Annotated in this window: 13 protein-coding genes; 6 read left to right on the top strand and 7 right to left on the bottom strand. The window is 64.7% G+C overall.

Going from position 1 to position 16,008, the window contains the following annotated elements:
* Positions 1–37: 37 nt before the first annotated feature.
* Both EYW42_RS01280 and EYW42_RS01275 read right to left on the bottom strand, forming a co-directional pair.
* Positions 38–823 carry a 4-phosphopantoate--beta-alanine ligase gene (locus EYW42_RS01280; protein ID WP_135533443.1) on the bottom strand — a complete coding sequence of 262 codons (786 nt, stop codon included), beginning with the start codon at positions 821–823 and terminating at the stop codon, positions 38–40.
* Positions 824–983: 160 nt separating this feature from the next.
* Positions 984–1,814, bottom strand: coding sequence for a pantoate kinase (locus tag EYW42_RS01275; RefSeq protein ID WP_135534018.1), 831 nt, complete (start codon positions 1,812–1,814; stop codon positions 984–986).
* 339 nt (positions 1,815–2,153) lie between these two features.
* On the opposite strand from EYW42_RS01275, the gene EYW42_RS01270 reads away from it, so the two are divergent.
* Positions 2,154–2,552 (top strand): hypothetical protein, encoded by a 399-nt coding sequence (locus tag EYW42_RS01270; protein ID WP_135533442.1) that lies wholly within the window; start codon positions 2,154–2,156, stop codon positions 2,550–2,552.
* Positions 2,549–3,340: a formate/nitrite transporter family protein gene (locus EYW42_RS01265; RefSeq protein WP_135533441.1), complete on the top strand. Its 792-nt coding sequence runs from the start codon at positions 2,549–2,551 to the stop codon at positions 3,338–3,340. The genes EYW42_RS01270 and EYW42_RS01265 overlap by 4 nt, the downstream gene beginning before the upstream one ends.
* A gap of 135 nt (positions 3,341–3,475) precedes the next feature.
* Here the strand turns inward: EYW42_RS01265 and aspS are convergent, their stop codons facing one another.
* On the bottom strand, positions 3,476–4,777 hold the full coding sequence (aspS, locus tag EYW42_RS01260; protein WP_135533440.1) for an aspartate--tRNA(Asn) ligase: 1,302 nt from the start codon (positions 4,775–4,777) through the stop codon (positions 3,476–3,478).
* Positions 4,778–4,884: 107 nt separating this feature from the next.
* Here aspS and EYW42_RS01255 point away from each other — a divergent pair, with 107 nt between their 5' ends.
* The 3 genes from EYW42_RS01255 (at position 4,885) to EYW42_RS01245 (ending at position 8,311) form a co-directional block, all read left to right on the top strand.
* Positions 4,885–5,355 carry an Lrp/AsnC family transcriptional regulator gene (locus EYW42_RS01255; protein WP_135533439.1) on the top strand — a complete coding sequence of 157 codons (471 nt, stop codon included), beginning with the start codon at positions 4,885–4,887 and terminating at the stop codon, positions 5,353–5,355.
* Between the two features lie 298 nt (positions 5,356–5,653).
* Positions 5,654–6,100 carry an NAD-binding protein gene (locus tag EYW42_RS01250; protein WP_135533438.1) on the top strand — a complete coding sequence of 149 codons (447 nt, stop codon included), beginning with the start codon at positions 5,654–5,656 and terminating at the stop codon, positions 6,098–6,100.
* A gap of 3 nt (positions 6,101–6,103) precedes the next feature.
* Positions 6,104–8,311: an amino acid permease gene (locus tag EYW42_RS01245; RefSeq protein ID WP_135533437.1), complete on the top strand. Its 2,208-nt coding sequence runs from the start codon at positions 6,104–6,106 to the stop codon at positions 8,309–8,311.
* A gap of 18 nt (positions 8,312–8,329) precedes the next feature.
* On the opposite strand, the gene EYW42_RS01240 is transcribed toward EYW42_RS01245, so the two are convergent.
* Positions 8,330–9,034 (bottom strand): phosphoglycerol geranylgeranyltransferase, encoded by a 705-nt coding sequence (locus EYW42_RS01240; RefSeq protein ID WP_135533436.1) that lies wholly within the window; start codon positions 9,032–9,034, stop codon positions 8,330–8,332.
* A 99-nt stretch (positions 9,035–9,133) separates the two neighbouring features.
* On the opposite strand from EYW42_RS01240, the gene EYW42_RS01235 reads away from it, so the two are divergent.
* Positions 9,134–9,526, top strand: a complete 393-nt coding sequence (locus EYW42_RS01235; RefSeq protein ID WP_135533435.1) for a RidA family protein — start codon at positions 9,134–9,136, stop codon at positions 9,524–9,526.
* Between the two features lie 52 nt (positions 9,527–9,578).
* Here EYW42_RS01235 and EYW42_RS01230 read toward each other — a convergent pair whose 3' ends face one another.
* From EYW42_RS01230 to gatB, 3 genes are all read right to left on the bottom strand, one after another.
* The gene (locus tag EYW42_RS01230; protein ID WP_135533434.1) at positions 9,579–11,528 is read right to left on the bottom strand and encodes a hypothetical protein; all 1,950 of its coding nucleotides are present in this window, start codon (positions 11,526–11,528) and stop codon (positions 9,579–9,581) included.
* 70 nt (positions 11,529–11,598) lie between these two features.
* Positions 11,599–14,094 (bottom strand): DNA topoisomerase I, encoded by a 2,496-nt coding sequence (locus EYW42_RS01225; RefSeq protein ID WP_135534017.1) that lies wholly within the window; start codon positions 14,092–14,094, stop codon positions 11,599–11,601.
* Between the two features lie 316 nt (positions 14,095–14,410).
* Positions 14,411–15,898: an Asp-tRNA(Asn)/Glu-tRNA(Gln) amidotransferase subunit GatB gene (gatB, locus tag EYW42_RS01220; protein ID WP_135533433.1), complete on the bottom strand. Its 1,488-nt coding sequence runs from the start codon at positions 15,896–15,898 to the stop codon at positions 14,411–14,413.
* Positions 15,899–16,008: the final 110 nt, after the last annotated feature.

Raw genomic sequence — 16,008 nt, 5'->3', positions numbered from 1 at the left:
GACGGCGGATCTACGCGGTCGAAGCGAGAGCCATCCGTCAGGGCGACGAGTCGCCGCGGCGTATCCGCCGCTCGGCCGCGTCGAGCGCCTCGTCAGCGTCGAACTCGTCGACGATCCGGCGGAGTTCGGCCTCGTCGGCGTCCGCGAGTTCCCTGGCGTGGCGCGTCATGTTCGGCACCGCGCGGAGGACGTTGTCGACGACCGGAACGGCGGCGACCTGCGGCGAGCGCGACAGCGGGTTCAGGTCGATCACTATCTCGGTCTTGCCCATCTCGCCCAGCGCCTCGGCGCGGTCGCCGTCCTCCAGAGGGACAAGCACGACGTCCGCGGCGTAGATACCGTCCTCGTCTACTTTCGCGCGCTCGTGGTTCAGACCTGGAATGCGGGCGTCCGCCGTCAACCCCTTCACGCCCTCCGCACCGTGTTCGCGCAGGTGATCGGCGATGGCCTCGATCCGTTCCTCCGTGCGGTTGAACAGGTTGACCTCCAGGTCCGCGTCGACGGCGTCGGCCAACTCGACTATCTCGGCCGGCACGAGCGCGGCCACGTTGCCGTTCACCGAGAGGACGGGGCGGTCTGCGAGCAGGAGTTGCGCCGCCGCAGCGCGTTCCGCCTCGTCCGCGCTCGGGGTCGTCTCCTCGCCGAGCAAGTAGTCGAACGCGCTTCCTCGACCCTCAGCGTGTACGCCCTGCAGGTGCGTGATCCCCTTTTCGACCCCGGACTCGATGCGGTGTCTGCTTACCAGATCCTCGTACCGCGGGTGGTCCTTCGGGATCTCATCCTCGCCGGTGACGTCCGCCGGAACCGTTTCGTCGTCGCTCACGGCCGAACGTGTGCGAGCGTTTCAAAAAAGTGCCGCGATCGAATCCGTCGCCGTCCGCGGTGGTTCACTGCGCGACCGTCTGGTGTCCGTCGGCGGCCCGTTCGCGGACCGCCTAGATACTTCCATTGCCTCCTCTATCCGAGCTAGCCGAGTAGCACCTTCAACGCGGTATCGCGCCCGCAGAGTGGGTGTGACAAACTTCCGGGTCGTACCCCGCGTCCGAGAGTCCGGTTCCGAGCGCGAACACCGTCTCCCCGAGCATCGCCATCGACGCCTCGCCGTCGACTTCGCCGACGTCGCGGATCGCATCGCGGACCGTCTCGGTCAGCAGTCCCGCCTCGCGGGCGAACCGGCGCGAGGCGTAGATGAAACTCGTCAGCGTCGGCTCTCCGACGACGAGAGAGAGCGCTTCCGTTCCCGCCTGCTCTAGCGCCTCGGTGTTGCCGCCGATCACCGTCTTCGTCGGGAGTTCGCCGAAAGTGACGTACTCTACCCTGGCGCGCCGCGGGATCCCGTCGAGCAAGTTGTCCTGCGGTCCGCCCGGTTCGAGACGGATCGGGATACCGCCGCGAGCCTGCGCGACGACGTCGCCCAGTCCCGTTCCGGACTGTACCTCTGCCCCGTGGGCGATGGTGATAAGCTCGTTCTCGGAGAGCTGTCGCGAGAAGCGGCGGTTGGCGGCGAGCGCCGTCCCGAGCGCCATCGCGCCGGAGACGCCGAACCCAGCGCCTATCGGTACCTCGGCCTCCGCAGAGACCCGCGCGGACACGTCGAGTGCGTCGAGGACGCGTTCGACGGGTTCCATCTCGATACTCGTGTCGTCCAGGTACACTTCCGTTCGGTCGGCGGGGCGGACCTCGACCGTCACGCCGTCCGAGAGCGTCAGCCCCGCGCCCTGCGAGCCGGCCTTCGTCGGGTCGTCGTGCTCGTGAGGCGTGAAAAAGCCCGTGATGTGTCCCGGAACGAAGGCGCTCGCCGCGTCGTCGCTCATTGCAACTACATCGGAGCGACCGTCGTTAACCGTTTTCCATCTGCTCCGCGGCGCATGCGTCCAGCAGTTCCACGACCGGCGAGACTCGAACGGACGAACGAGAAACACGATAGCTATCGCGACGGCGATAGCCTCCGCCATCAGCGGCGCGAGCAGTCCGGTGACGACCAGCGCCAGGTCGTAGAGAGCCAGCGTATCTGTAGCCACGTGCGACGAACTGCGAAAGACGCGTTGAGCGTGCTGAGACGGCTCCTATCAGGCAATCACGAACGACCTTTTTGCGATTCGTCGTGGTACCAACTGACTGTACGTTCGACAAGTGCCCGTCTCAGATACGTAATGCTCCGGCACATCTTCTGCAGACGAGCGGCCGTTGCGAGCGCTTTCGTCGCTGTGGATTGCGCGGAGCGCAACGACGCCCGCGAGCAGACGGCAACCACGGCGAGAGAGCCACCGCCCGTAGCCGACAGTGTTCCGGACCTGCCGGTCGAGGAACGCGTGGCCGAGTTAGCGGCCGAGTATCTCGAACCGGTGAGCGACGCGCCGCCGGAACTGGCGGTAACGCTGCTCGACAGTACTAGCGACCCGTTCGGGTCGTACTACGATTTCGCGGACTGGGCGTACGCAGACGGCGAACTGTCCGCCGTCGAGTACGGCGAGATGGTCGCCGGCACCGTCGAGACGGAGGCGGCCATCGCTATCGCTCCGGCTCGGAGACCTCTCCGTTCGAACACATGAGTTCACCAGAAACCCACCAGACTCCGTACGAGGCCATCCTCGACCAGGAGATAGAGACGGGATTAGAAGAACTGAACCGATCGGCGACCGGCATCTTCCTCTCGGCGCTGTCGGCCGGCCTCGACATCGGATTCGGCCCGCTGTTGATGGCGGTGATGGTGACGTTGGCCGGCGGCAGTTACAGCGTCGCGACGACGGAGATACTCGTGGCCAATATGTACGCCGTCGGCTTCATCTTCGTCGTCCTCGGCCGCTCGGAGCTGTTTACCGAACACACGACGCTCGCGGTGCTTCCGGTGCTTGGCGGACAGGCGACGGTCAAACAACTCGGCCGCCTCTGGGTGCTCGTCTACTCGGCGAACGTGGTCGGCGGCGCGGCCTTCGCCGTGCTGATGGTCACTATCATGCCGTCGGTCGGCACGATCGAGCCCCACGCGTTCGAGGAGATCGCGCTGACGTACACGACACAGGACATCGTGACGCTGGTCGCAGGCGGCGTCCTCGCCGGCTGGATGATGGGGCTGGTCTCGTGGCTGGTCAGCGCCGCCCAGGAGTCTATCAGCCGCACCTTCTTCGTCTGGCTCGTCACGACAGCTATCGGACTAGCACACCTTCCTCACTGCATCGCCGGCAACGTCGAGATAGTCGCCGGCCTGATGGCGTCGTCTGAGGTCGTCTTCATGGACTACGCGGAGTTCCTGCTCGCCGCGACCGTCGGCAACGCTATCGGCGGTACCGTCTTCGTCGCGCTGCTGAAGTACGGCCACGTCGTCCGCGGTTCGCAGTAGAGCGGTCCGAAAATCCGTACCGTCCCGTCGACCCGGCGTCTTGGTCAGAGGCTCAGACGCTGACGGTCTCGCGGGAACGCCGTTGGACTTCGCTCCGCTCGTCCAACGAGCACCCGCTCGACAGGCACGTTTCCCCTACGGCGAGAGACGCTGACGGTCTCGCGGGAACAGCACCGCTTCGCGGATGTTGTCGAGACCGAGCATCGTCATGACGAGGCGCTCGCCACCGAGACCCCATCCGGCGTGCGGCGGCATGCCATACTTGAACATCTTGGTGTAGTACTCGAACGCGTCGGGGTCGAGTCCCTGCTGTTCGAACCCGGCGACCAGGTGGTCGTATCGGTGTTCGCGCTGACCGCCGGAGACGAGTTCCATCGACGGATGCATCAGGTCGAATCCGGTCGAGAGCGTTTCGTCGTCGTCGTGGTCCTTGATGTAGAACGGCTTGATCTCGCTGGGCCAGTCGGTGATGAAGTAGTGTTCACCGACTTCCTCGCCGAGAGCGTGCTCGCCCTCAGTGGGAAGGTCGTCGCCCCAGACGAGTTGCTCGTCGAGTTCGCCCGTCGCGTTGATGCGCTCGATGGCCTCCTCGTACGTGAGACGGGGGAAGTCGCCCGAAGGCGCTTCGAAGTCCTCGTAGCCGAGCGTCTCCAGTTGCTCTTGGCAGTTCTCGGCGACGCCCTCGTAGGCGGCTCTGACGACCGCTTCGCAGGCGTCCATCGCGTCCGAGTGGTCGTAGAAGGCGCTCTCGAAGTCGATCGAGGTCGCCTCGTTGAGGTGTCGCGGCGTGTTGTGTTCCTCGGCGCGGAAGATCGGGCCGATCTCGAAGACGCGTTCGAGGCCGGAGCCGACCATCAACTGCTTGAACAGTTGCGGGCTCTGGTTCATGAACGCCTCCTGCCCGAAGTACGTGATCGGGAACAGCTCCGTCCCGCCCTCAGTACCGGTCGCGACGATCTTCGGCGTGTTGATCTCGGTACAGTTCAGGTCGCGGAACTGCTCGCGGACTGCGCGGAGGACCTCGGCGCGGATCTCGAAGATGGCTTTCGACTCCTCCATGCGCAGGTCGAGCGTCCGGTTATCCAGTCGCGTCGAGATGTCGGCGTCGACCTTGCCCGACGGGTCGAGCGGCAGTTCCGGGTCGGCCGGAGCGACGACTTCGACGTCCTCGGGAACTATCTCGACGCCCGTCGGGGCGCGCTCTTCCTCCTCGACGGCACCGGAGACCTGCACCACGCTCTCGCGGTTGACGTTGACGCCAGTCTCCACGAGGTCGTCGTCCATCTCGTCTTTCTCGAACTTGACCTGGATCTTGCCGGTCGTGTCCCGAACGATGAGGAATGCGATGCCGCCGAGGTCGCGGATCTCGTGTGCCCACCCGGCGACGGTGACAGTGTCGCCCGGTTCGGCGTCCGCGGTGTAAGTCCTGTTCTCCATACCATCCCGTTCTGCCGGCCCAGTCTTAAAAACCGTCTTTTCACTCGTCGCCTGTCAGCCCACCACAGTGGAAAGAACTACTTTCCGGGGACTGATTACCCGGACGTATGAACGAGGACCCGCTCGACGACCTCGACAAGCGGATCATCCACACGCTTCAGAGGGACGCTCGCAAGACATCCGCGAGCACGATCGCCGAGGAAGCCGACGTTTCCGCAAGCACGGTCCGAAACCGCATCCGAAATCTGGAGGAGACCGGCATACTCACCGGGTACAATCCCGAGGTGAACTACGAGAAAGCGGGCTATCAGTTGCTGACGCTTATCATCTGTACTGCACCGATCCCGAAGCGCGAGGAACTCGCGCAGGAAGCCCTCGAAGTCCCGGGCGTCGTCGCCGTCAGGGAAGTCATGACCGGCACCGAAAACGTCCACGTCGAGGCGATCGGCACCGACGGCGACGACCTGAGCAGGATCGGTCAGGACCTGAACGCGATCGGCCTGGAAATCGTCGACGAGGACCTGATCCGCAACGAGTACGAGAACCCGTTCCACGGGTTCGAGGTCGACGGACTGTAACTGCTTTTTTTCGTTCCCTCCGGCGCTCTGATCGCTTTGACAGAACTCGTTCCCTCTGCAGGGTCCCGGCCACACGTACCGCTGAGCGCCGGCCCCGAACGATCAGTCCTAGAGGACGATACAACAAAATAAGGCAATTATACTACCGAATCCGCAATTCAATCGGACTGTTTATCGTGTTCCGGGAACTACAACCGGGTACGGAGATAGACAATGTCATCGACGCAGCCACGCCTCTACCGGTTCGTAACCGCACGGATGTCCGCTCACAGACCACACCGCGTTCCGGACCGGGGCCATGGCTAAGAACCAACAGCTACCCGCCGGCGAGAACGAGAGGTCCGCGGCCGACTCGGGCATCTACGTCGTCGGCGACGACAGTATCGCTATCGGTCTCGCCAGAAAACTGGCCGACCGCACACCGACTGTATTCGTCAGCGCGGACGATTCGTTCGCCGAAGCCGCCGAGCGCGCCGACCTCGACGCACGACGCGCGGACGTGACCGACCCGTGGTCGCTCGATACCGTCGGTATTCGGGGCGCTGACACCGTTGTAGCTGCCTCCCGGCGTGACGACCGGAACATTCTCACCGCACAGATCGTCCGAACGAGGTTCGACGTGGACGACGTCGTCGTCCGACTTGACGACCCGACCAACAGCGACGCGTTCGACGATATCGACGTCCGGACGGTCTGTCTGACCTCGGTTCTCGCGAACGAGATAGTCGACCAGTTGACGCAGTAAACCATGACGAAGGAACTAGAACGAGATCTCGGGTTGTTCGCAGTGATCGCTATCAGTATCGGCGCGATGGTGGGGAGCGGGATATTCATCCTCCCCGGCCTCGCACTCAAGACAGCAGGGCCGGCCGTCATACTCGCGTATCTGCTCGCCGGCGTCCTCGTCTTGCCCGCGGCGCTGAGCAAAGCGGAGATGGCGACCGCGATGCCGGAAGCCGGCGGGACGTACATCTACATCGAGCGCGGAATGGGGCCACTGCTGGGCACGATCGCAGGCGTCGGTACCTGGTTTTCGCTATCGTTCAAAGGCGCGCTCGCGCTCGTCGGCGGCGTCCCGTACCTGCTCTACCTGTTCGACCTCCCGGTCAAACCGGTCGCGATCGGACTTGCGGCCGTCCTCATCGCGGTCAATCTCTTCGGCGCGAAACAGACCGGCCGCCTCCAGATCGGTATCGTCGTCGTGATGCTCGCGGCGATGGTGTGGTTCGTTGTCGGCGGGCTACCCTCCACGACAGCGTCGTACTACGGCGGGTTCTTCGACAAGGGGTCGAACGGCCTCCTCGCGGCGAGCGGTCTCGTCTTCGTCTCGTACGCGGGCGTGACCAAGATCGCGAGCGTCGCGGAGGAGGTCGAAGACCCCGACCGGAACATCCCGCTCGGGATCCTCATCTCGCTCGTCTTCACGACGCTGCTGTACGTACTTATCGTCGTCGTGATGGTCGGCGTGACCCCGCCCGACCTCCTCAGCGACTCCGGCGTCCCGATGATCCACGCGGCCGAGGCGACGCTCGCCTGGCCGGGCGTCGTCGCTATCATCGTCGCGGCGGTCCTGGCTCTCATCAGCACCGCAAACGCCGGTATCCTCTCATCGTCGCGATACCCCTTCGCGATGGCTCGGGACGACCTCGCGCCCGAATCGCTCACAGAGATCCACGAGAACTGGGGGACGCCGGTCCGGGCGATCACGCTCACCGGGGGCGTGATGCTCGTACTCATCGCGTTCGTCCCGATCCTCGAGATCGCGAAACTGGCGAGCGCCTTCCAGATCATCGTGTTCGCGCTGGTCAACGGCGCGGTCGTGGCGTTCCGCGAGGGGAACGTCGGCGAGTACGACCCCAGTTTCGAATCACCGCTGTACCCGTGGACACAGATCGCGGGTATCCTCGGCGGCCTCCTGCTCATCGGCTACATGGGAACTCTCCCACTGGTCGGTGCGGTCGTCATCACCGTCGGGTCCGGACTGTGGTACTTCTACTACGCCCGCGACAACGTCGACCGCGAGGGTGCCGCGACGGACGTCGTCCGGCGCTCCGTCGGCAAGCGGGCCGTCGAACGGACGAAGTCGACCTTCGAGGACGTCGACGGCTACGAAGTGCTGGTCGCCGTTACCGAGACGACGGACGAAGCGCGCGAACGCTCGCTCATCCGGATCGCCGCCGACATCGCCCGCGAGAACGACGGGAGCGTCACGATCGTACGGTTTGACGAGGTTCCCGACCAAGCGCCGCTGCAACAGGCGTCGCAGACGCAGTCCCCGGCGGACGTCGAGTTCGAACGTCGTACGTCGGACCTCACCGCCGAGTTCGACGTTCCGGTACAGTACGGCGAGATCGTCAGCCACGACACCGAGCGAGCGATCGTCAACTTCGCGGAGCACGAGGAGGCCGACTTCCTCCTTCTCGAACGAGCGGACGACCCGCTATACGCCCCGCTTCTCGGTTCGAACATCGAGTGGGTCTCGCGCCACGCTCCGTGCGACGTGTTGCTGATCGAAGAGCGCGATCTGGCCGGGATCGACGCGATCACCGTCGTCACGGACCGCGGTCCGTTCGACCCGCAGAAGATCGCCATCGCTGACGCGCTGGCGAGCGAGGCCGGGGCACGCATCGACCTGCTCTATCCGGTAGAGCGCAACGCAACGACGGCGCAGCGAGAGACCGTCGAGGACTATCTCTCGGAGCTTGAATCGCTCTGCTCCGTGCCGGTGAAACGCTCGGTTGTCCCGACCGACGACCCCACGGAGGACTTCGTCGCTGTGACGGATCCCGCCGACGTGTTGATCATCGGAACGGACGGCGGCCGGATCCACGGGAACCTGTTCGGACGGCCGGCGGACTGGATCGTAGATAAAGTCGACTGCACGGCGATCCAGGTCCAGCCAAACGGCTCTCGGCCGGGGTTGTTCCGTCGCCTCTTCGAACGGGTCGTGTTCTGACGAGTCGGGCCGCCAGTATCAGTTCGCGTCTTTGGCGCCGTTTACCGTCGCCGCGACGGCGTCGACGCCGTCCGCGTGGACCAGGTCGCCGACGACCACCACGTCGGCGTGTTCGGCCATTCCGTTCGCGGAGTCGTAGTCGTGGATGCCACCGCCGTAGAACAGCGTCGCCTCGTCCAGCGCGCCCGCCGCGGCGCGGACCGTCTCGGGGTCGCCAAGCGTGCCCGAGTACTCGACGTACACTATCTCTTGACCGAACATCTCCTCGGCCACCTCCGCGTAGGCGGCGACGTCGTCGGGACCGAGGTCACAGTCCGCCTCCGTGTACGTGGCGACGCTCGCCTCGGGATTCATCACGATGTACGCTTCCGTCGTGATGCGGTCCCACGGCAGGTTTTCCTCTAAGCGTGCCCACTCCTTGTGTGCGCCGACGGTCCAGAACGGGTCGCCCGCGTTGAACACCGTCGGGATGAGATACCCATCGAGGGCGTCGTCGTTGACGGCCACCTCCGGCGCGCTCGGTTCGAGATACAGCGGCACGTCGTACGTCGCGCAGGCGTCTATCACGCGCTGCATCTTGTCGGTGGTCATGCCGGTCGTCCCACCGATCTCGATGGCGTCAGTCCCGGTCGCACAGACGTCCTCGTACGTTTCTCCCTCGACGAGGTCCTTGTCCGGATCTATCTTCACGATGTGGTCCCAGTCGGCCCACGGTGCGGTCATATCCGTTCAATCAGAAAGGTTGGCTAAAACCCCTTCGAAAGGTTCGGTTCGCGGGACGTGCGCGTCAATATTTTCTGCACGGGGCTCCGGGGTGAACGTATGGAACGCGAGACGATCCAGTCAGGAACGGAGTGGGAGTCGACCGTCGGCTATTCGCGCGCTGTCCGGGCAGGTAACGAGATCCACGTTTCTGGCACCACTGCGACGGACGACGCGGGTGATCTCGTCGGTATCGGCGACCCGTACGCCCAGACCGCGCAAGCGCTCTCGAACGTCGAACGGGCGCTGGAGCGACTCGACGCGACCTGTGCGGACGTGGTCCGAACACGGCTGTTCGTCACAGACGTAGACCGGTGGGACGAGATCGGTCGCGCGCATCGGGAGTATTTCGACGACGTGCGCCCGGCGACCAGCATGGTGCAGGTCGAGCGATTGGTTGACCCGGAGATGGTCGTAGAAGTGGAGGCGGTGGCGAAAGTGAAGACGGAGTAGTCGGTGCGTCAGAGTCCCGAACCTCGGAGGTATCCGGGACCGCTGACCGCGATCAGCCTTCGATGTCGTCTACACTCCGCCCGGTGAACGAGCGCGAACCGTACCGGACGATGACGTACCGAGCGTCGTCGGGTATGTCGACCGTGATCGAATCGCCCTCCTCGACGGTCGTTCCGGACTCGCCCCAGTTGACGGCGTTTTCGCCGGACCGAGTCGGGATCGCGACGGTTAGCTCACCCGCGTCGACGGGTTCGCCGCCGTCGTGCGTGACCTCGACCTGGTCTCCGTCAACCCGCTCGAATTTGACGGATACGTTCGGGAGAACCGTTCGTCGGGTCATCTCGACCGTCTCGCTACTGCCGGTCCACTCCACCGACACCTCGGAACCGATATCGGCGTCGAGTTCGATGCGGTCACCCTCGGACAGTTCGTCGTACGTTTCGCCGAACTGGGTCGACGCTCGTTCGTCGTCGACCAGCACTTGATACTTGCTGATATCGCTCTCTATGGCGGACCGGCCGTGGTCGCCGCCGTACACGAGGTACGTCGTCTGGTCCTCCCGGCGGACGTAGAAGTACCCCGGCGGGCGGACGTGGAACGAGAAGACGCTCGTCCCGTAGCTCGAATTGCCTTCCGTGACGGTCGCCATGACCGACACCCAGTCGTTGAGAGTCACGTCCTCGATGACGATCTCGTCGCCCGTCGTCAGCGTCTCGTGGTACTCCGAGAGCGGCACCTCGTCGTTCTCGCTGTTCCGCCGATCGTCGCGCGAGCGGTGCTGAAGTTCGAGGCCTTCCGTATCGGCCTGCTGTTCGCCGGTGTACGTGATCGTCAGTTCCGACGTGTCCGGATCGTAGTCCGGTTCGAACGCCGATCTGTCGTGAACGATCTCCCGGGCGAGGTAATCGAACGTCTCCTCGTCGTCCGGGTCCTCCCACCGGACGCGGACGTGCGAGAACGGGGCGGCGGTGACGGTTATCTCGTCGCCGTTTTCGACGGTATCGTACTCGTCTTCGAACTGTACGGGCGCTTCCTCCCCTTCGACCTCGATCGTCAGTGTCGACGCATCGACGGCTTCGTCGCCCCGGTGGCGGAGCGTCGCTTCGCCAGTCTCATCGTCGTATTTGACCCAGAGCCGCGCGTCCGGCGACGCCTCGTAATCCGGCCGGGGTGGCCGTTCGTACACGACGGTCACGACGCCGCGACGGCCGTCCTGCTCGATGCTTTGCTCTTCGACTCCGTCGCCCCAGTTGTCGTCGACCATGGACCGGAGCTTGCTCTCGTCGACCGAAGACTCGTCGTCGAACAGCACAACGGTCGTGATCCTTCGGGTCCGTTCCTCGATCTGCGTCGTTGCGTACGCGGTCGCGTCGACGCTGTCAGCGTCGAGCGAGTCGGCGAGGCCCGCCCGGTTCTCGTCACTGTCGCCTCTGAAGACCCGGACGTACTGTTCGTCGGTGAGAGGTTTCAGAACCGCAGTCACGGACTCGTCCTCGGAGAGGTTCTCGATCGAACCCTTAGCGGCGGCCCGTGCGGCGTCGAGACCGGCGTCCCACGCACCGCCGTCCGTCAGTCCGCGCGCGCTGATGTGCCGACCGTCCGTCGTCGTCGACGCCGTATTGTCCGGCGCGTCGATGTCGGAGCTGCTGAACGACCCAGCAAGACAGACGATCTGTCCGTCGCGGTCTCCGTACGTTGCGGCGACGGCCCTGTCGATATCCGACAGGCCGAGTCCGTACTGCTCGGAGAGGCCCGCGCCGTAGCGGCCCTCTTCCTCCGGCGAGAGCACGTATACGCGAGTCGCCTCGTTGCCTTCGATAGCCGAGGGAACCGCGCCGAGCGCGGTGACGAGCCCGTCCGGGAGGGACTCGTTCTCACCGTCCTGGCCGTCGGTAGTCGTCGTCTCGTCCATCGATCGCGTGTCGTCTGCACGGGACAGACAGCCCGCTGCAAGCGTGAAGCCGCCCGCTACGAGCAGACTGCGTCGGTTGGTGGGGACCATCGGCTACGTCTTCTCTATCCACATAAATAAAACCAACTATGATATCGCCTGAGCAGAAGTTGGCATCGCCTTACGCTTCCGCCTGCCAGTCTTCGATCCGGTCGGCGCTGACGCCCTCGACGTCCGCGGCGACCGCATCGGGGTCGGCGTCGGTCAGGTCGTCCAGGCTCTCGATGCCGGCCTCGACGAGTTTCTCTGCGGTTTTCGCTCCGAGACCGTCGAGCGCTTCGAGGTCCGTGCCGGAGTCGCTCTCGCGGGCCTGATACTCGCGGTAGTTGCAGATAGGACAACCGAGTTCCCAGGGCTCGTCGTCGCCGTTGTGGACGTGGAGTTCCGGCAGGTCGTGTTCGTCACAGCGGTCGTCGGTGACCTCGAGCTCGCCGCGGCGCGGGAGCGGCAGCGAGTAGTCGCAGTCCGGGTAGCGGGTGCAGCCGACCAGCCGGGAGCCGTTTCGGAGCTGTTTGATGACGAGTTCGCCGTCGTGGTCATCGTGGCAGTTCGGACAGTCGCCGATAACCGGTCCTTCGCCGGCCTCGTCGGCCTTGCACTGCGGGCAGCCGTGGACGAACGTCTGCCGCCCGGCGAGCATCTTCACGTGCTGGAGTTCGTGCTCCTCGCACTGCTCGTCCAGGATGAGCGGCTTACCCGTGTTTGGCAGCGGGAGCGTGTACTCGCAGTCGGGGTAGCCGTCGCAGCCGACGAACGCGGATCCGTGAGAGCTACGGCGCACGAGCAGGTCGTGGTCGGACTCCGGACAGGGGCCGAGCGTCTTATCGGCTTTCAGCGACTTTCGGAGGTGATCCCCGATCTCCTCCCGGGAATCGATCAACGACTCGAACACCGTCTCCAGCATCTCGCGGGACTCGTCCGTGACGTTGTCGAGCGTCGCCTCGCCCTCCGCGATCGCGGTCATGTCGGCCTCTAGCTGGCTGGTCATCTCCTCGCTCGTCACGCGGTCGGCGAACTCCTCGGCCGCTTCGACGACGGCCATCGCTAGCTGGGTGGGTCGCGGCGGGTCGTTCTCGACGTAGCCGCGGTCGTACAGTTTTTCGATGGTGTTGTGGCGGGTCGACTTCGTCCCGATTCCCATGTCCTCCATCGTCTCGATGAGTCGAGACTGGCCGTAGCGTCGGGGTGGCTGGGTCTGCTTTTCCTCCATACGGACGTCGGTAACCGACAGTTCTTCGCCCACGTCGACGTCGGGCACGTAGTTCTCGCTCGTGGAGAGGTACGGGTAGACGTCGTGGTAGCCCGGTTCGACCAGACGCTTGCCGTTGGCCTTCAGCGTGAGGCCGTCCGTGACCGCGACGACTTTGAGGTGTTCCCAGGTCGCGGCCTCGGCGACGGTTGCGAAAAACCGCCTGACGACGAGTTCGTAAACCTCCCACTCGTCGTCGCTCAGTTCGCCTGCGCCGGGATGTTCGCCGGTGGGGTGGATCGGCGGGTGGTCGGTCGTCTCCTCGTCGCCGCGGGTTGGGTCGATGCCGTCGAGTTCGAGCAGCGACTCGGCGTCGTCGCCGAAATCGCCGTGTCCGACGAACTCGTCGAGGAGCGCTTCCGGATCCAGGTCGTCGGGGTAGACCGTGTTGTCCGTCCGCGGGTAGGTGATGAACCCCTCGGTGTAGAGGTCCTCGGCGATACTCATCGCGCGCTGTGCGGAGTAGCCGAGGCTGCCGGCCGCGCGGATGAACTGCGTGGTGTTGAACGGTGCCGGGGGCGCGTCCGTTCGCGTGCGGCGGTTGACGCTGTCGACGGTGACCGCGTCCGCTTCGGCCAGCGTCGCGTGTGCCGCGTCGGCGTTGTCCTCGTCCCAGACGCGTTCGGCCTCGTTGCCGTCCTCGTCGCGGTAGAAGTACTGAGCCTCGAACGCGTCGTCTTGCTCGCCCGTCGCCTTCAGCAGGTCTGCGTACAGTTCCCAGTAGTCCTCGGGGTCGAACGCCTGGATCTCGCGCTCGCGGTCGACGATGAGTTTCAGCGTCGGCGACTGCACGCGGCCGACACTGATGAAGTCCTCGCCGAGTTGCCCCGCGGTGAGCGAGAGAAAACGCGTCAGCGCCGCACCCCAGATCAGGTCGATTATCTGGCGGGCCTCGCCCGCCGCCGCGAGGTCGAAGTCGAGGTCCTCGGGATTCGCGAACGCGTCAGTGACTTCGTTTTCCGTGATCGATGAGAAGCGGACCCGCTTGATCGGAACGTCCTCGTTCACGTCGCGGACGAGTTCGTACGCCTCCTTACCAATGAGTTCGCCCTCGCGGTCGTAGTCCGTGGCGATGGTGACCGCGTCGGCCTCCCGGGCGAGTAGTCGGAGCGTCCGGACGATGTTCTCCTGAGTCGGCTTCTTCTCGATGCTCGCGTCGATCAGTTCGACCGGCTCAACGTCACGCCAGTCGCTGTACTCGTCGGGGAAGTCGACGCCGACCACGTGTCCGGAGAGGCCGACGCAGCGCTTCCCGCCCCACTTGTAGACGTTGACGCCGTTGCGCCGTTCGGCGTCGGCGCTCTCGCCGCTCAGGATGTCCGCGATCCGTCGCGCGGCGTTGTCTTTCTCCGTTATTATCAACTCCACCGCGTACCACCCCGTCGTCGATCCTGTGTCGTCATTCGACACTGGTTAGGCCCACGCCGGCCCTAAACCTTTCGGGGTAAATCGCCGGAAAGCGCGGGTGTGCGGGCGTATGCGCTCGGATACGTGCGTCCGTGCGCGACGACTAACCGGTGGTCGTTGATGGTGGCCGTCGGATGTCGCTGATGGTGATCATCGTATGTCGCTGATGGCGGCCACTGACCGACTGCATCGGTGATCGCTGACAGTCAGAGACCGCTGGCCGATACCGATAGCTGACGGCGGTCGGTCACGGCGTTCGACCGGCGGCGCGTCACAATCAGTCGTCCAGTTCGGCACGCAGCAGTTCGTTGACGGTGCCGGGGTCGGCGCTCCCGCCCGTCTCCTGCATCACCTGGCCGACGAGGAAGTTGATCGCGCCGTCGTCGCCGTCGTAGTAGTCCTCGACTGCGTCGGGGTTGTCGGCGACCGCCGCCTCGACGGCCTGTTGGACTTCGCCTTCGCCCGTTTTGCCCAGCCCCTCCTCCTCGACGACCGAGTCGGGGTCGGTGCCGTCGTCTAGCATCCGACGGAGCACCGTCTCGCGGGCGTTCTTGGCGGTTATCTCGTCCTCAGCGACGAGTTCGACCAACCGGTGGACCTCGTCGAGTCGGCTCTCGACGTCCGTTATCTCTATGTCGCGGTAGTTGAGTTCCCCGAGCAGGTTGTCGGCGACCCACGTCGCCGCGAGGTCCGGGTCGAACTCGCCCGCCAGGTCCTCGTAGAAGTCCGCCACCTGCTTCGTCGAGGTGAGTTTCGACGCGGCCTCCCCGCTCAGGTCGTACTCGTCGCGGAACCGCTCGCGGCGTGCGTCGGGGAGTTCCGGGATATCGATCTGCTCTTTCCAGTCGGCGACCTGTAGCGGCGGCAGGTCGGCCTCGCGGAAGTAGCGGTAATCCTTCTCCTCCTCCTTCGAGCGCATCGAGACGGTGATGCCGCGGGACTCGTCCCAGTGGCGCGTCTCCTGTTCGACTTCGCGGCCGCGCTGGACGGCGTTTTTCTGGCGCGTCTCCTCGTAGGCCAGCGCCTTCTCCGCGCCCTTGTGGCTGGTGATGTTTTTCACCTCGGTGCGGTTGGCCGCATCGAGTGCCGACTCGTCGATGTCGCCGTCATCGCCGACCTCCTCGCCGGGGACCAGACTGAGGTTGGCGTCGACCCGGAGGCTGCCGTCGCGCGTGCTGTCGAACACGCCGAGATATTCGAGCACTTCTTCGAGTTTGGCGAGGAACGAGCGCACCTCGTCCGCCCCGCGGAAGTCGGGCCGCGTCACTATCTCCATCAGCGGCGTTCCCGCGCGGTTGTAGTTGATCAGCGTGTACTCCGCCGTGTCGATGCTCCCGCCCTGGTGCTGGAGGCTTCCGGGGTCTTCCTCCAGATGCGCCCGGCGAATGCCGACGGTCCGGCGCTCGCCGCTTTCCGAGAACGTCAGTTCGCCGTCCTGACAGATCGGCGCATCATACTGGGTGATCTGGAAGTTCCTCGGCAGGTCCGGGTAGTAGTAGTTCTTCCGGTGAAAGGCCGTCTCCTCCGGGATATCGGCGTCTATCGCCTTCCCGATTTTGACGGCGGCCTCGACTGCGCCCTCGTTGAGAACGGGGAGGGCACCCGGGAGGCCGAGACAGACGGGACAGGTGCGCGTGTTCGGTTCGGCGTCCGACGCGTCGGTCGAACAGCCACAGAAGATCTTCGTGTCCGTCTCCAGTTGGACGTGGACTTCCAACCCGATGACAGTCACGAGTTCCTCAGATCGGGCTGCCTGTGCGGTCATTACGCCTCGGTTCGGTGCGGGTCGGTTAAAGGCTAACGGGAACAGTCGCTCCGTCTCGCGCCTACTGCTGTCCCGGCCCGGCGGGATAATGTCACAATTCTTTTATATGT

This window comes from Halostella pelagica, from assembly GCF_004762015.1.
Taxonomy (GTDB): Archaea; Halobacteriota; Halobacteria; order Halobacteriales; family Natronoarchaeaceae; genus Halostella; species Halostella pelagica.
The sequence above is the reverse complement of the archived record's forward strand: the minus strand, read 5'-3'. Positions and strand labels throughout refer to the sequence as shown.